The 13,832-nt window shown below is 71.8% G+C and carries 13 protein-coding genes; 9 read left to right on the top strand and 4 right to left on the bottom strand.

Going from position 1 to position 13,832, the window contains the following annotated elements; genetic code table 11:
* The first annotated feature begins 36 nt into the window (after positions 1–36).
* The 4 genes from ACWDAG_RS14350 to ACWDAG_RS14335 all read left to right on the top strand — a co-directional run bounded on the left by ACWDAG_RS14350 (position 37) and on the right by ACWDAG_RS14335 (position 3,271).
* On the top strand, positions 37–174 hold the full coding sequence (locus tag ACWDAG_RS14350; RefSeq protein WP_450695899.1) for a hypothetical protein: 138 nt from the start codon (positions 37–39) through the stop codon (positions 172–174).
* A 32-nt stretch (positions 175–206) separates the two neighbouring features.
* Entirely contained in the window at positions 207–713 is a 507-nt protein-coding gene (locus tag ACWDAG_RS14345; protein ID WP_450695898.1) for a MarR family winged helix-turn-helix transcriptional regulator, read from the top strand.
* Positions 714–1,042: 329 nt separating this feature from the next.
* Positions 1,043–2,731 carry a murein biosynthesis integral membrane protein MurJ gene (gene murJ / locus ACWDAG_RS14340; RefSeq protein ID WP_450695897.1) on the top strand — a complete coding sequence of 563 codons (1,689 nt, stop codon included), beginning with the start codon at positions 1,043–1,045 and terminating at the stop codon, positions 2,729–2,731.
* A gap of 114 nt (positions 2,732–2,845) precedes the next feature.
* Complete coding sequence (locus ACWDAG_RS14335; RefSeq protein WP_450695896.1) at positions 2,846–3,271, top strand: CBS domain-containing protein; 426 nt, start codon at positions 2,846–2,848, stop codon at positions 3,269–3,271.
* 547 nt (positions 3,272–3,818) lie between these two features.
* Here the strand turns inward: ACWDAG_RS14335 and ACWDAG_RS14330 are convergent.
* Positions 3,819–4,940 (bottom strand): CapA family protein, encoded by a 1,122-nt coding sequence (locus ACWDAG_RS14330; RefSeq protein ID WP_450695895.1) that lies wholly within the window; start codon positions 4,938–4,940, stop codon positions 3,819–3,821.
* A 106-nt stretch (positions 4,941–5,046) separates the two neighbouring features.
* On the opposite strand from ACWDAG_RS14330, the gene ACWDAG_RS14325 reads away from it, so the two are divergent.
* A complete protein-coding gene (locus tag ACWDAG_RS14325) occupies positions 5,047–5,814 on the top strand; it encodes a hypothetical protein (RefSeq protein ID WP_450695894.1) in 768 nt (255 codons plus the stop codon).
* 6 nt (positions 5,815–5,820) lie between these two features.
* Here the strand turns inward: ACWDAG_RS14325 and ACWDAG_RS14320 are convergent, their stop codons facing one another.
* Complete coding sequence (locus ACWDAG_RS14320) at positions 5,821–6,129, bottom strand: hypothetical protein (protein ID WP_450695893.1); 309 nt, start codon at positions 6,127–6,129, stop codon at positions 5,821–5,823.
* Positions 6,130–6,234: 105 nt separating this feature from the next.
* Here ACWDAG_RS14320 and ACWDAG_RS14315 point away from each other — a divergent pair, with 105 nt between their 5' ends.
* Positions 6,235–6,906 carry a dienelactone hydrolase family protein gene (locus tag ACWDAG_RS14315; protein WP_450695979.1) on the top strand — a complete coding sequence of 224 codons (672 nt, stop codon included), beginning with the start codon at positions 6,235–6,237 and terminating at the stop codon, positions 6,904–6,906.
* Positions 6,907–7,030: 124 nt separating this feature from the next.
* Positions 7,031–7,678 (top strand): phosphoribosyltransferase, encoded by a 648-nt coding sequence (locus ACWDAG_RS14310; protein ID WP_450695892.1) that lies wholly within the window; start codon positions 7,031–7,033, stop codon positions 7,676–7,678.
* Between the two features lie 101 nt (positions 7,679–7,779).
* On the opposite strand, the gene argG is transcribed toward ACWDAG_RS14310, so the two are convergent.
* Positions 7,780–9,234, bottom strand: a complete 1,455-nt coding sequence (gene argG / locus ACWDAG_RS14305) for an argininosuccinate synthase (RefSeq protein WP_115910983.1) — start codon at positions 9,232–9,234, stop codon at positions 7,780–7,782.
* A 131-nt stretch (positions 9,235–9,365) separates the two neighbouring features.
* On the opposite strand from argG, the gene ACWDAG_RS14300 reads away from it, so the two are divergent.
* Entirely contained in the window at positions 9,366–10,454 is a 1,089-nt protein-coding gene (locus ACWDAG_RS14300) for a hypothetical protein (protein WP_450695891.1), read from the top strand.
* A 50-nt stretch (positions 10,455–10,504) separates the two neighbouring features.
* Positions 10,505–11,389 carry a fructosamine kinase family protein gene (locus tag ACWDAG_RS14295; protein ID WP_450695890.1) on the top strand — a complete coding sequence of 295 codons (885 nt, stop codon included), beginning with the start codon at positions 10,505–10,507 and terminating at the stop codon, positions 11,387–11,389.
* A gap of 116 nt (positions 11,390–11,505) precedes the next feature.
* Here ACWDAG_RS14295 and ACWDAG_RS14290 read toward each other — a convergent pair whose 3' ends face one another.
* Positions 11,506–13,677, bottom strand: coding sequence for a hypothetical protein (locus ACWDAG_RS14290; protein ID WP_450695889.1), 2,172 nt, complete (start codon positions 13,675–13,677; stop codon positions 11,506–11,508).
* Positions 13,678–13,832: the final 155 nt, after the last annotated feature.

The raw sequence follows: 13,832 nt of genomic DNA, 5'->3' as shown, positions 1-13,832 counted from the left end.
CGGACGGGACGTGACAACCGGCGTCAGGCCCATCCGATGGACCCCAAGCGCCTGCTCCAGGGCGCTCCCGTCGAGCAGGTCGTCAATCCGGCCGTTGTGGACGCTCCCGACCTCGTCCACCACTACGCTCGTCCGGGCGAGGCACGCCGGAACGACGGAACGCGAGATGCGTGAAGGTTCAAACGCATGTCCGGTAGGGTGGCACCATGTCCACGACGCCACGCTGGCTCAACGCCGAGGAACGACGAGCCTGGCTGGCCTACGTCGACTTCTCCACGCTGCTCGCCGACTATCTCAACCGCCAGCTGAGGCGCGACGCGGGCATGACGCATGCCGACTACAGCCTGCTCGCCTATCTCTCCTCGACGCCCGACGGCGTCCTCGGGATGTCAGAGCTGGCCCAGCGGCTCAAGATCACCCGCAGCCGGCTCACCCATGCGGTGAACCGGCTGCGGGAGCTCGGCCTCGTCGACCGCCGCGAGGATCCCGCCGACGGCCGCGGTCAGCTCGCCGTCCTCACCGACGAGGGCCGCGCCCTGCTGGAACGGGCCGCACCGGGCCATGTCGACGCCGTGCGCCGGGCCGTGTTCGACGCCCTCACCCCGGAACAGGTACGACAGTTCGCCGAGATCGGCGAGGCGATCAGCGATGCGCTGCACCGGGTGGAGAGCACCGAGACCGATCCGGCGGTACTGCCGTGGCGGCGCCGGTAGGACTCGGCGCCGCAGACCGGCTCCGGGCGGTGGACGCCTCGCGGGCGGTGGCCGAGCTCGTCGGAGCGGCCCAGCAGGTCGGCCAGGCACCGGATGATGGCCAGCCGCATCTCGGTGGCCTGGAGGCCGGGCTGCGGACCGGGCTCCGTAGGCCTGAAGGCTCGAAGCCTTCGCTGTCCTGCCAGGTCCTCGCCCGGGACCGCCAACAGCTGTATTTTTGCGGCGAGTTGGCAGGCGAGCTGTTCCGTCGACGGCCGGTGAACGAAGTTGATGCCCGGGCAGGAACAGTGCCGACAGGTGCCGGGATCTTGATGGCATAGGTTGGCCGCATGAAGCAGGGGGAGCAGCCCGCGGCGCCGACCACGTCGGCGGGCGAAGGAACACCGGCGCGGCATGCCGCCCCGCGGAGGAAAGCGGCGACGGGCGGACCGGCCCGGTCGTCGGTGCTGATGGCCGTGGCCACCGTCGTGTCCCGGGCCACGGGGCTGATACGGCAGGTGCTGCAGGCCGCGGCGCTGGGCGTGGGCCAGCTGGCCGGCACGTACAACACCGCGAACACGGTGCCGACCAGCCTGTACACGCTGCTGATCGGCGGCGCGCTGAACGCCGTACTGGTGCCCCAGCTGGTGCGGGCGCGCGCCACCCATCCCGACGGCGGCCGGGCCTACGAGCAGCGCCTGGTGACCCTTGTGGTGTGCGTGCTCGGCGCGGGCACCGCACTCGCGGTGTGGGCCACACCGCAGATCGTCGGCGTCTACATCCAGGACACCCCGGACCAGCACGAGGCCTACCGACTCACGGTCACCTTCGGGCGGTTCCTGCTGCCGCAGATCTTCTTCTACGGCCTGTTCGGCATCTACGGCCAAGTCCTCAACGCCCGCGAGAAGTTCGGCGCGATGATGTGGACCCCGGTCCTCAACAACGTTGTTCTGATCGGCATGTTCGCCACCTACCTGGGCCTGATGACCGTCCCGGACCGGGTCGAGGACATCACCGCGACCCAGGTGCGGCTCCTGGGCATCGGGACCACCGCCGGCATCGCCGTACAGGCCCTGGCGCTGATCCCGATCGCGCGGGCCGCCGGCTTCCGCTTCCGCCCCCGCTTCGACTGGCGCGGTACCGGCCTGGGCGCCGGTGTCCACGCGGCGAAGTGGACGCTGCTGTTCGTCCTCGCCAACCAGGTCTCCCTGGCGGTGATCACCAACTACGCCAACGCCGCCGACGCGCAGAAGCCCAAGGCCGGCGTGGGCTACTCCAACTACATGTACGCGCAGACCATCTGGATGCTGCCCCAGTCGATCGTCACGGTGTCCCTGGTGACCGCGCTGCTGCCGCGGATGAGCAGGGCCGCCGCCGAGGGTCGTGTCGCGGACCTGCGTGCCGACCTGGCGCGGGCGCTGCGCGTCAGCGGCGTCGTCATCGTGCCCGCCGCCTTCCTCTTCCTCGCGCTCGGCCCGCGGATCGCCACGCTGATGTTCGCTCACGGCGCGTCCGACGCCACCACCGCGCAGCCGGGCGGGCACATGCTGCAGGCGTTCGCCCTCGGCCTGATCCCGTTCTCCGCGCAGTACCTGCTGCTGCGCGGCTTCTACGCCTTCGAGGACACTCGCACCCCGTTCCTCATGGCCGTGTGGATCTCCGCGGTGAACATCGCCCTGGCCACCGCCTGCCATGTGCTGCTGCCCGCCCGCTGGTCCGTGACCGGTATGGCGGGCGCCTACGCCTTCTCGTACCTCCTCGGCCTCGCCGTCACGGCGCGGCTGCTGCGCCGCAGGACCGGCGGCCGCCTGGACGACGGCGCCCTGCGCCGCACCTACCTCAAACTGCTGTCCGCCGCCGCCCTCGCCGCGGCCGCCGGCTGGGGCGCCGCACACGCCTGCGCCGGCCTCTTGGGCAGCGGCACCTGGGCCGCCGCGGGTGCCCTCGCCGCGGGAACGCTCGCACTGGCCCTGGTGTTTCTCGCCCTGGCCCGTCTCCTGAAGATCGCGGAGCTGCGGGGCCTGCCCGGACTGCGGTGACGCCCGAGCCGGGGCTCCGAGCGACGCCCCACGGCCGACGGCCGGTTTACCGCTTGCGCTGCGGGCTACGCGGGCGAGAGCACTACCTCGCCGATTCAGGAGCTGGGAGCCGCCATGACCCGGAAGATACGCGACGTGATGTCACTCGGCGCGGCCGCCGTCGAACCCATGACCACGGTGGCGCGCGCGGCCCGTCTGATGCGGGAGCAGGACGTCGGCGATGTGCTGGTGGCCTACGACTGCGACCTGTTCGGTGTGCTCACCGACCGGGACATCGTGGTCCGCGCCCTCGCCGTGGGCCGCGACCCCGCCGCCACGACCGTCGGCTCGGTGTGCACACCACCGCCCGTGGTGACCCTGACGCCGGACGACACGACCGACCGCGCCCTCGAGCTGATGCGCAGGCATGCCGTCCGCCGCCTTCCCGTCGTCGAGCGCGGCGGCTGTCCGGTCGGCATCGTCAGCATCGGCGACCTCGCCGACACCGAGGACCCGCACACCGCCCTGACGGACATCAGCAGGGCGGCCCCGAACCGCTGAGACCCCCCTCAGTTCCACTCCTCGCCGAAGCGCACGGAGTACGTGCGCCCCTCGACGCCCCACTCGCCGACCGGCGGCCTTCGCCCGGCGTCGACGGCTCGGATGCTCGGCCGGCCGATGTGGGCGTGGACCAACCGCCGTACGCCCGCCGACGCCGTCGCGGAACCGGATGGGCCGACCCCAGGCGGCCGCCTCGGCGAACATCAGGTCCGCGCCCGCGGCCCAGGCCGGGAACTCCCAGAACTCCGGTGCCCACACGACCACCGGCCCGCCCGCCTCGATGCGGTAGCCGTAGGCGGGATGCGAGGTGTGCGCCACCGGCAGGCACCGCAGTCGTAGCTCGCCGCGCTGCAGGTCGCCGGCCCGGACCAGGACGCCGCGGGCGGACGCGCCGCGGTGCAGTGCCGAGCGGAGTTCCGCCTGCTCGTCGGTGACCAGCCAGGCGTCCAGCGGTCCCGGCGGTGGTTCGTCGCCGGGACCGCCGTCGAGGACGACCCGGTGGCCACTCCAGCGCAGCAGCAGCCCGGTGGGCGCGAAGCGGGTCGGTTCACGAGCCGGCCAGGGCTGGGTGCGTCAGGGTGAGTGTGCCGTCGGGATCCAGGGCCATGTGCACGGCGTCGCTGATGCCGTTCAGGGTGGTGCGCAGCCAGCCGCGGTCCGCGTCCGATGCGGGCTCGAGCCGCATGCGCCGGGCCTGCAGCGGCACCATGCGCAGGCCGGTCAGGCGCCCCGTGTCCGCCGCGACCGTGACGAGGTGGGCGATCCGCAGGTCGTCGCGGTACTCCTCGTAGCCGCCGATGCCCTCGTAGTCGTCGATGAAGTCGCCGCAGCCGTACAGGATCAGCCGGTCGCGGTAGACCTCCACCCGGCGGGGGTGGTGCGAGGAGTGGCCGTGGACCACGTCGACGCCGCCGTCCACCAGGGCGCGGGCGAAGCGGACGTGTTCCCGGGGCACCCGGTAACCCCAGTTCGAGCCCCAGTGCACGGACACGACCACGACGTCGCCCGCCTGCTTCTCCTCCCGCACCCGTCGAACCACCTCCGCGGCGGCGGCCGCCGACACCTCGGGCAGATAGGCGACCCCGGAGCGCCCGGAGGTCGCCGCCCAGCCCGGCGGAACGCCGCTGGAGCGTGCCCCGAGGGCGGACACCAGCACCCGGCCCCCGCCCGGGACCGGCACCGTGACGGGCGCATACGCCTGCTCGGCGCTGTGTCCCGCCCCCGTCGCTCGCAGGCCCGCGCGGGCGAGCGTGTCCAGCGTCTCCGCCAGGCCCTCGCGGCCGAAGTCCAGTACGTGATTGTTGGCGAGGGCACAGACGTCCGGGGCGGCCACGGTCAGGGCGGGCAGGTTGGCCGGGTGCATGCGGTAGTGGATCAGCTTGTCGGGTGCGAAAGCGTCGCTGCACGTCACGGACGTCTCAAGATTGATGATCCGGACGTCCGGGGCGGCCTCCGTCAGCAGGCGCAGCGCCTCGCCCCACGGCCAGGAGGGCGCGACAGGGGCGGGGATCGGGCCGTTCACCGACTCCGCCAGCCGGACATAGGAGCGGGCGTCCTCGACGTACCCCTCGCGCAGTTCCGGCTCACCGGGATGCGCCAGGATCTGATCGACGCCCCGTCCGAGCATCACATCGCCGCACAGGAACAGCGTCACCGCGTCGCCGCCCATGCCCCCCACGGTAGTGGCGGTCGCAGGGACGGGGCGAGCGTGAGCCGGGGCACTTCGGGTAGGTGCAACGACGACCAGGGAACGCACCGCACCGCGGGAGAACCCCATGAGCGTCACCCTTGTTCACCCACGACCCAAGTTCGCTCCGGCGCACCTCACCGAGCCACCGCCGTCCGGCTACCTCCACATCGCCGCCGCGGTGGAACCCCCGGGCGGGATCGGCAGGCCCGGCCACAGCCGTGACAAGACGCATCTGCTCGATCTGCTGCGGGCCGACGCGGAGGACCTGGCCAGCCTGACCGAGGTGAAACGGGCGAGCGTGTACCGGGCCGCCGCCGTGGCACCGACCGTCGGCCGGCATCCGTCGGACACCGTGCACCCGGCCCGCTACGACGTCGTCGTCCTCGTCGAGACCAGGACACCGCAGGACATCGACCAGGTGCAGGTGCAGGACACCGCCGCCTACCATCACCTGCGCCGACGGCTGGAGCAGGCCGCCGCCGACGTCCATGTGATGGCGGCCCGCTGCGGCAAGTGCGTCGCCGACGTGGGCCGCAGCCAGGAAGGCCTGTTCCAGTTCAGCTACTTCGCCGGTGACGATCCCGAACTCGTCGCGGAGCTGTGGGAGCACCTCGCGGGCTGGTACGCCGCCGAAACCGGCCTCGACAACTCGCTGCTGCTGCAGCCCCTCGACGGCACGACCTCCGACTACTGCTTCGTCGGCCACGCCCACTGGAACCACAGCCTGGCGGCCGTCGCCCTGCGCCAGTTCACCAAGCCGAGCTTCTACCGCTTCCTGCAACCCACGCTGAAGGAGAACGGCACGACCGTGATGCCCGTGCTGTATCACCTCGTGCGGCTGCGGGACCGGTGAGGTACCTCAGGCCCGCTGGTCCGGTCCCGTCATGTCGTCGAGAGGGGTCGTGTCAGCGGCGTGGCGCGTGCGCACCCTGCGATGGCGGCGATGCGTCGGGCGGTGCGAGGCCCCGCTCACCGCGGTGGCCAGCGCCAGGCAGAAGATGAGCGCCAGTGCGAGACCGGAGCTGAAGACGGCCAGCGTGTTCATGGTGGCGATCTGGTGACCGAGCACCGAGACGGTGTATTCGGGGCCCCCGGACAGGTTGCCGGCGATCGCCAGGGCGGTGAAGGCGCCGGTCGCCCCGAGGAGAAGCAGTCCGATGAGCAGCATCCGAGTCATCTCCTCGCAAGAGGTGCTTCACCGGTACGGGTACCCGTGCCCCAGCAGGCCATACGAGCCCCCGTCGGCCTGGCCACGAGGAAGAAGATGATGGCGATGATCTCCCAGCTGATCTCGGTTCCCGCCGACGGTGTGGCCCTTGCGGGCGATCTGGTCCTGCCCGACTCGGCCCGCGCGGTCGTGGTGTTCGCGCACGGCAGCGGCAGCTCCCGGCACAGCCCCCGCAACCGCGCGGTCGCCGCCGAACTGCGCACCGCCGGACTGGGCACCGCACTGATGGACCTGCTCACCGAGGAGGAGGACCGCCGGGACGCATCGACGGCGGAGTACCGCTTCGACATACCCCTCCTGGGCCGCCGCGTGGTCGCGGTGGTCGACTGGCTGGAAACACAGCCCGACACCCGGAAGCTTCCGGTCGTCCTGTTCGGTGCCAGCACCGGGGCGGCAGCGGCCCTGGTGGCCGCCGCCGAGCGGCCACGGCGGACCCTGACCGTGGTGTCGCGGGGCGGCCGCCCCGACCTCGCCGCCGATGTGCTGCCCGGCGTACGGGCCCCGGTGCTCCTGATCGTCGGCGGCCGCGACCCGGAGGTGCTGCGGCTGAACCAGGCGGCGGCCCGGGAGCTGAGCGGCCCGCACTCGCTGCGCGTGGTGCCCGGTGCCACGCACCTGTTCGAGGAGCCCGGGGCACTGGAGCAGGTCGCTGAGATGGCGCGGAACTGGTGCGACGACCGCCTCAAGATCGCAGGCGAGGCCGCACCGGAGCAGTGACGGGTGACGGCCGCGCACGGGGATGGAGCGACGGCCGGGGCGCGTGCTTCGACCGGCGCGTGCGGGGTACGCGGGGGAGCGGACCGAGGGGGCCGTCTCCGCGCGGGAAGGAGTGGCGACCGCGATGCAGTTCCATGACCGCACGGAGGCCGGGCGGGAACTGGCCGAGCGACTGCGGATCCAGCAGGAGAAGGGCGTCCTGCCGCACCCCGTCGTCCTGGCCCTCCCGCGCGGCGGAGTCGCCGTGGCCCGGGAGGTGGCACGGGCGCTGGACGCCCCGCTCGACGTCCTCGTCGTACGCAAGATCGGCGCCCCGTTCCAGGAGGAGCTCGGCGTCGGCGCGATCGTCGGCGACGACGACCCCCTCTTCGACGAGGACGCCCTCGTACAACTGGGCCTGACCGAGACCATGCTGGCCCCGGTGGTGGAACGCGAACGCAGGGAACTCCACCGTCGCGAACGCCTCTACCGTCAGGGCCGCCCCGCCCCCGATCTGACGGGCCGCACCGTCATCGTCGTCGACGACGGGCTGGCCACCGGATCGACGGCCCGTGCCGCACTGCGCCACATCCGGCGCCAGGCCCCCGAACGGGTCGTGCTGGCCGTGCCGGTCGGCTCGCCGCACGCGGCCGACCAGATGCGCGCCGAGGCCGACGACGTGCTCTGTCTGCAGCGGCCGGCGTCCTTCATGGCCGTGGGCCTGTGCTACGAGAGGTTCGAGCAGCTGACGGACGAGGACGTGCTGAGGGCCCTGCACACGGCGGCCGGCTGAACCCGCTTCATACGGCGGGAGCGGCGATGCACCGACGGAAAGGCCGGCCCGACACCCAGGGCGTCGAGCCGGCCTTCTCCGTTCGCAGACGAATCCGCCGGTCAGTCCGTGCCGGACTCCATCGCCGCGCGGTCCAGCAGCGCGTCCTCCTCCGAGACCTCGCCGCGGGAGGCGATGGCCTCCGCGCCGCCCTCCGGCAGCTCCGGCATGGTGCCGATCAGACCGGTCGCGGCCGCCTGGGAGGCGCCGATGGTGGGGCTGCCGGTGCCGATCAGGCCGAGGCCGACGTACTGCTCCAGCTTGGCGCGCGAGTCGGCGATGTCCAGGTTGCGCATGGTGAGCTGGCCGATCCGGTCCACCGGGCCGAACGCCGAGTCCTCGGTGCGCTCCATCGACAGCTTGTCCGGGTGGTAGCTGAACGCCGGGCCCGTGGTGTCGAGGACCGAGTAGTCCTCACCGCGGCGCAGCCGCAGCGTCACCTCGCCGGTGACGGCCGCGCCGACCCAGCGCTGCAGCGACTCGCGGATCATCAGCGCCTGCGGGTCCAGCCAGCGGCCCTCGTACATCAGGCGGCCGAGGCGACGGCCCTCGTTGTGGTACTGGGCGAGGGTGTCCTCGTTGTGGATCGCGTTGACCAGGCGCTCGTAGGCGGCGTGCAGCAGGGCCATGCCGGGCGCCTCGTAGATGCCGCGGCTCTTCGCCTCGATGATCCGGTTCTCGATCTGGTCGGACATGCCCAGGCCGTGGCGGCCGCCGATGGCGTTGGCCTCCATGACCAGGTCGACGGGGCAGGCGAACTCCTTGCCGTTGATCGTCACCGGGCGGCCCTGGTCGAAGCCGATCGTCACGTCCTCGGTGACGATCTCCACCTCGGGGTCCCAGAACCGCACGCCCATGATCGGCTCGACGGTCTCGACGCCCGTGTCCAGGTGCTCCAGCGTCTTGGCCTCGTGGGTGGCGCCCCAGATGTTGGCGTCGGTGGAGTACGCCTTCTCGGTGCTGTCCCGGTAGGGCAGGCCGTGGGCGACCAGCCACTCCGACATTTCCTTGCGGCCGCCGAGCTCGGTGACGAAGTCGGCGTCGAGCCAGGGCTTGTAGATCCGCAGGTGCGGGTTGGCGAGCAGGCCGTAGCGGTAGAACCGCTCGATGTCGTTGCCCTTGAAGGTCGAGCCGTCGCCCCAGATCTGGACGTTGTCCTCCAGCATCGCCCGCACCAGGAGGGTGCCTGTGACGGCGCGGCCCAGCGGGGTGGTGTTGAAGTAGGCGCGCCCGCCCGAGCGGATGTGGAACGCCCCGCAGGTGAGTGCGGCCAGGCCCTCCTCGACCAGCGCCGCACGGCAGTCGACGAGACGCGCGATCTCGGCACCGTAGGTCTTCGCACGGCCGGGCACCGACGCGATGTCGGGCTCGTCGTACTGACCGATGTCGGCGGTGTAGGTGCACGGGACGGCACCCTTGTCGCGCATCCACGCGACCGCGACGGAGGTGTCGAGGCCGCCCGAGAAGGCGATGCCGACGCGCTCGCCGGCGGGAAGGGAGGTGAGGACCTTGGACATAGGAAGAGTATGCATGATCTCGCATGATCATGCAAAGCTATGTCGGGAGAGCGCTGAGGGAGTGCTCTCCGGGCACCCGCTTCCTACAGGTTCCTGCCCCCGGGAAGCCGCCGCTCAGGCACCATGATCGTGTGACATACGCGGTGACTGTGGACGTGGACCTCCCCAAGGGCGCCCCGGAGCTCGACGTTCTTCAGCGGGAAGGCGTCGGCTTCCTGCTGCGCAAGGGGCTCGATTCGATCGCGGCGATCGAGGGACCCGACGGGATGGAAGTCGACCTGGTGGACGACGTCATCGCCGTCCATCCCGCCGGGGTCCTGCTGAAACTCTTCGTCGACGCACCGGCACTGGAGTTCGCCGAGGACGCCGCCCGTGAGGTCGTCGCAGAGCTGCTGGAGCGCAGCGAACCCCTTGCCGACTGGGAGATCACCCGCTGCGGTGTGGACCTGCACCCCGAGCTGCTGCAGGAGAGCCTCGACGCGGCCGACGGCCCGGACGCACCGCCCGCGGATCCCGCCGAGCGCGCACGCCGGCACGCGGCGGCGGAGCCCACCACCGGCTCCGGCCGTCTCGACCGCGACGAGGTCGACGCCATGCGGCGGACCCTCCGTGCTCTCGCACCGACCCTGCGCGCCTTCCCGCTGGAGGCCTTCGGCCACCGCGAGGACGAGGCGGAGCGGATCGTCAGCCGTGAGGCGGCTGAGGTCGCGGCGGGCGCCGTTGTGTACGCCATCGATCTGCTGGTCGACGAACTCTTCACGGACCTGGCCGGTCTGGAGGAGGACGGGCCCACCGTCGCGGAGACCGACGCGCCGTTCATGGTCCTGGACGATCTGCCCCCGCAGTTCGCCCTGCAGTACACGGTCCTGTTCGTCCGCCGGCTGACCGTCACCGCCGTGACCATGACCGGCCGCCTCACCCAGCCGCACTTCGGCGGGCCCAGCTGCGTGGCCGAGGAACTGCTGCTGAAGTTCCTGCTCGCCCAGGCCGAGGTGACGGCCGACCTCTACGAGCTGCTGAGCGACGAGGTGGAAACGGCACTGCAGGTCTTCGCCGACGGCGTGTTCGAGGACATGGACCACGACTGGCTGTACGCCCCGACCGCGGACGGCATCGCCAAGGGCGCCGTGCAGGACTGGTTCATCCCCTTCGGCGACGAGCGGTACGTCCATCCCTACGCCGCGGGCGGCGACGGCGATGACGAGGAGCCCCTGGACTGACCGCCCGGCACTGACTTCAGCCCGCTCGCGGCGGTCCTACTGTGGTGTTCGTGAACATCGGCCCCCCTTCCGACGGCGCCGACAGCGACGGCCCTCGCGCGGCTGCGGCCAGGATCACCGGGCGGACCGTGCGCGACGAGCGACGGTTGTCCGCGTCCCTCGCCCAAGTCGACCTCGACGACGGGCAGTCGGTGATGGTCAAGCGCGGTGACGACCGGGGCGCGGTGCAGGCCGAGGCGGCGGGGCTGCGCTGGCTGGCCGACACCGGCACGGTCCGCGTTCCGAACGTCCATGGGCACGACCGGCGCTGGCTGGTGACCGACGTGGTCGCGCAGGGCCCACCGACGGTCCGGGCGGCGGTGCGGTTCGGGCGCGGGCTGGCCGCTCTGCATGCCGCGGGCGCCCCCGCCTTCGGCGCGCCACCGCCCGGCGGTCCGGTGGAGGCGTACATCGGGCTCGCCCCGATGCGCAACATCGCCGGCACCGACTGGCCCCGCTGGTACGCCGACCACCGCGTGCTGCCCTACCTGCGTGCGGCCGTCGACCGGGGCACGATCCGGCCCACCGAGACGGCCGTGATCGAGCGCGTCTGTGAACGGCTGCCCGAACTGGCGGGGCCCGCCGAGCCGCCCGCCCGGCTGCACGGCGACCTGTGGAACGGCAACGTGCTGTGGGGAGCCGACGGGCCGGCCTGGCTGATCGACCCGGCCGCACACGGCGGCCACCGGGAGACCGACCTGGCGATGCTGCAGCTGTTCGGCTGCCCGCATCTGGAGCACGTCCTCGACGGCTATCAGCAGACGGCCCCGCTGGCCGACGGGTGGGCTGACCGGGTCGGGCTGCACCAGCTCTTCCCGCTGCTGGTGCATGCCGTGCTGTTCGGGCGCGGATACGCCGAACAGGCCCTCGCGACAGCACGAAGGGCCCTCGCGTGATCAGACGCGGGGCCCTTGTGTGAAGTGAGCGGCGAGGAAAGCGAAGGGACTAGCATCAGAAGGTGTTTTGAGAAGGAAGTCCCGTTCATGGCCTCGCCTGCGGCCCACCCTAACAGTCAGTCGGGGATCAGGTCGCGCAGATTTTCCGGGGTGAGGATCCGGGAGTCCGGGTGCAGTCCGTCCGGCCGTTCCAGACCGATGTAGGTGACGGGACCCTCCGGGATCGACTCTCCGTCCCACAGCGTCACCGTCGTACCGCCCTCGGCCATCAGGCCGGTGACGTACCGGACGTCGATGTGGTCGCGCTCGACGATGCCGCGCAGCAGCGTCTCGACCGTGATGCGGTTGCCTTCGACCTGGTTGGCCGAGGGAGCGCCCTTCAGGTACAGGTGCAGCCACTTGGCGGTCCAGCTGCCGTCCCGCCCGCGCCGGAACACCAGCGGCAGCGCGACCCGGCCCGGACCGCGCAGCTCCGACTTCATCCGCACCGTGGCCGGCTCGAACGGGCGGCCCTGCTGCTCGCCCTCGCGCAGCATGAAGCCGAAGAAGGACTCCTCGACCTCCTCGAAACCCTCGCCCGCGAAGATGTTGACCTGCGGCACGATGAAGGTGCTGCGCACCGCGCCCAGCCGCAGGTTGATGAACTCCGAGGCGCCGTCCGGTGCTTCGGTGATGTCGCCCGAGTGCTCGCCCTCGAACTGGGTGAGCGACGTGTACGACAGCCAGGACACCGTGCGGTAGCGGGCGTCCAGCATCACCGCCGACAGGTCGAAGTCCGTCCGCAGCTCGGCCTGCTTCCAGTACACGAAGAACCGCAGCAGCTCCCCGGCGACTGGAGTGACCGAACCGCGGGGCAGCACACCGAGGCCCGCCGCGGTCGCCCGCCCGTTCAGCGGGAGCGCGACATCGAGGACGTCGGGGTCGACCAGCAGGCGCTCGGGAGCCGGGAGCCGACGGCGTATCTCCGCGTCGAGGGCGGCGATCAGGCGCTTGCGCTGCGCCGGCGCCACCGGCGGCCGGGTGTCGTCGGTGACCCACGCGCGGCCGCGCCGGTTGACGAAGACACGGCGCTCGCCGGTCTCCCCGGCCCGGTTGTGCAGGTGTTCGCGCACCGACAGCACGACCCGGCCCGCCGCCGCGGACACCACCTGCTCGGCGGCGGTCACCACGGCCTCGCGCTCGTCCTCGGCCTGCGCCGTGCGCAGCAGTCGGTCCAGGGAACGCAGCAGCTTGCCCGGCGCGGACTTGAGCAGCTCGGCCGCCCCGGTCACGTCGTCCCTGGCCAGCAGCTCCTCGACGCGGCTGTCGAAGGACCGCACCTGCTGCTCGCCCCGCGCGACGGCGAACACCTCGGCGGCGTGCGGCCACTGAGGGTACTCGTGCGGGTGAAGCCGCTCACCGAGCCGCTTCCACGGCTCGCGATGGGCGGACACGTCGGCCAGCTTGGCCGGGGCCGCCGCGACGAGAGCGTCCAGACCGGCGAGCAGCGCCCGGCGCACCGGACGGGGCAGCGTACGGAAACGGGTCGGCTCCAGGAGCGTCACGTCACCGCCCGACACCGCGCAGGCCAGCCGCAGTACATCGGTGACGCTGTCGAGCAGCAGGCCCGAACCGGCCGCCAGACGCGCCGCGTTGACGACCGCACGGTTCTCCCGGACCGGGATCGCCTCGGGCTGCGGCCCGTCCACGCAGTGCCCGGCGAGCACCCCGAGGTCGCCCAGGTCGTCCTCGCCCAGCGGCGTGCTGCTGCCGGCAAGCGCCAGATACAGCGCCGCGACCTCGTCCTCCGCCGCCCCGCCCAGGTGCAGGACGGTCAGCCGGTCGCCCGCCGCCGCGATCAACTCGTCGTGGGCGGCCAGCATTTCGGCGTACGAGTGCCGGTAGGTGCCGTAGGAAGGCAGCGTGAGCAGGTCCACCACACCGCTCTCCAGCTGGGCGAGCGTCCCCTCGCGCGCCTTGTCGTCGGCGAGCGCCTCGGCGATGCAGCGCATCCAGAAGTCGAACGTGTCCGGCACATGGGCCGGGAAGTCGATGAAGTACACGTTGTGCCGGACGTGGTCGCCGGCCATCTCGCGGACCGTGCGCAGCGTGCGTACGGCGGTGTCGACGACCGCGCCCTCGGACAGCCCCGACAGGTGCGCCAGCAGATCGGCCGAGAGCTTGAAGCCGACCGACATCAGCACGGCGTCGAACTGCCGTGCAGCGACGTCCCCTTGACCGGCCGGGCCGGCCGGCAGGGGGAGACGGTGGGTGTGCCGGATGACCAGGGCTTCCAGACGGTGGGACATTCCGGAATGATCGCAGAGCCGTGCCTGCCGACGCATTCGGGTTTTCTGCCCACCCCAGGCCCATCCGCTTCACGCGCCCCACGACTTATGTCTTTTCCGTGCGGAAGTGGCTCGGAGATCTTTCGCGGACCGCGCCTGACGTGCACAGTCGGGAT

It is taken from the genome of Streptomyces sp. NPDC001157 (assembly GCF_053598255.1).
Note: the sequence above shows the minus strand (reverse complement) of the source record. Positions and strands in the feature narration are given on the sequence as shown.

What these genes read in the sequence shown, in the direction of transcription:
- ACWDAG_RS14330 (WP_450695895.1), bottom strand. Translation starts at nt 4,940, where the DNA reads ATGGGCGGCGACGCGGTGACGCTGTTCCTGTGCGGCGATGTGATGCTC.
- ACWDAG_RS14335 (WP_450695896.1), top strand. Translation starts at nt 2,846, where the DNA reads ATGACCCGGAAGATACGCGACGTGATGTCACTCGGCGCGGCCGCCGTC.
- ACWDAG_RS14345 (WP_450695898.1), top strand. Translation starts at nt 207, where the DNA reads ATGTCCACGACGCCACGCTGGCTCAACGCCGAGGAACGACGAGCCTGG.
- murJ (WP_450695897.1), top strand. Translation starts at nt 1,043, where the DNA reads ATGAAGCAGGGGGAGCAGCCCGCGGCGCCGACCACGTCGGCGGGCGAA.
- ACWDAG_RS14325 (WP_450695894.1), top strand. Translation starts at nt 5,047, where the DNA reads ATGAGCGTCACCCTTGTTCACCCACGACCCAAGTTCGCTCCGGCGCAC.
- ACWDAG_RS14310 (WP_450695892.1), top strand. Translation starts at nt 7,031, where the DNA reads ATGCAGTTCCATGACCGCACGGAGGCCGGGCGGGAACTGGCCGAGCGA.
- ACWDAG_RS14290 (WP_450695889.1), bottom strand. Translation starts at nt 13,677, where the DNA reads ATGTCCCACCGTCTGGAAGCCCTGGTCATCCGGCACACCCACCGTCTC.
- ACWDAG_RS14320 (WP_450695893.1), bottom strand. Translation starts at nt 6,129, where the DNA reads ATGCTGCTCATCGGACTGCTTCTCCTCGGGGCGACCGGCGCCTTCACC.
- ACWDAG_RS14350 (WP_450695899.1), top strand. Translation starts at nt 37, where the DNA reads ATGGACCCCAAGCGCCTGCTCCAGGGCGCTCCCGTCGAGCAGGTCGTC.
- ACWDAG_RS14315 (WP_450695979.1), top strand. Translation starts at nt 6,235, where the DNA reads ATGATCTCCCAGCTGATCTCGGTTCCCGCCGACGGTGTGGCCCTTGCG.
- argG (WP_115910983.1), bottom strand. Translation starts at nt 9,234, where the DNA reads ATGTCCAAGGTCCTCACCTCCCTTCCCGCCGGCGAGCGCGTCGGCATC.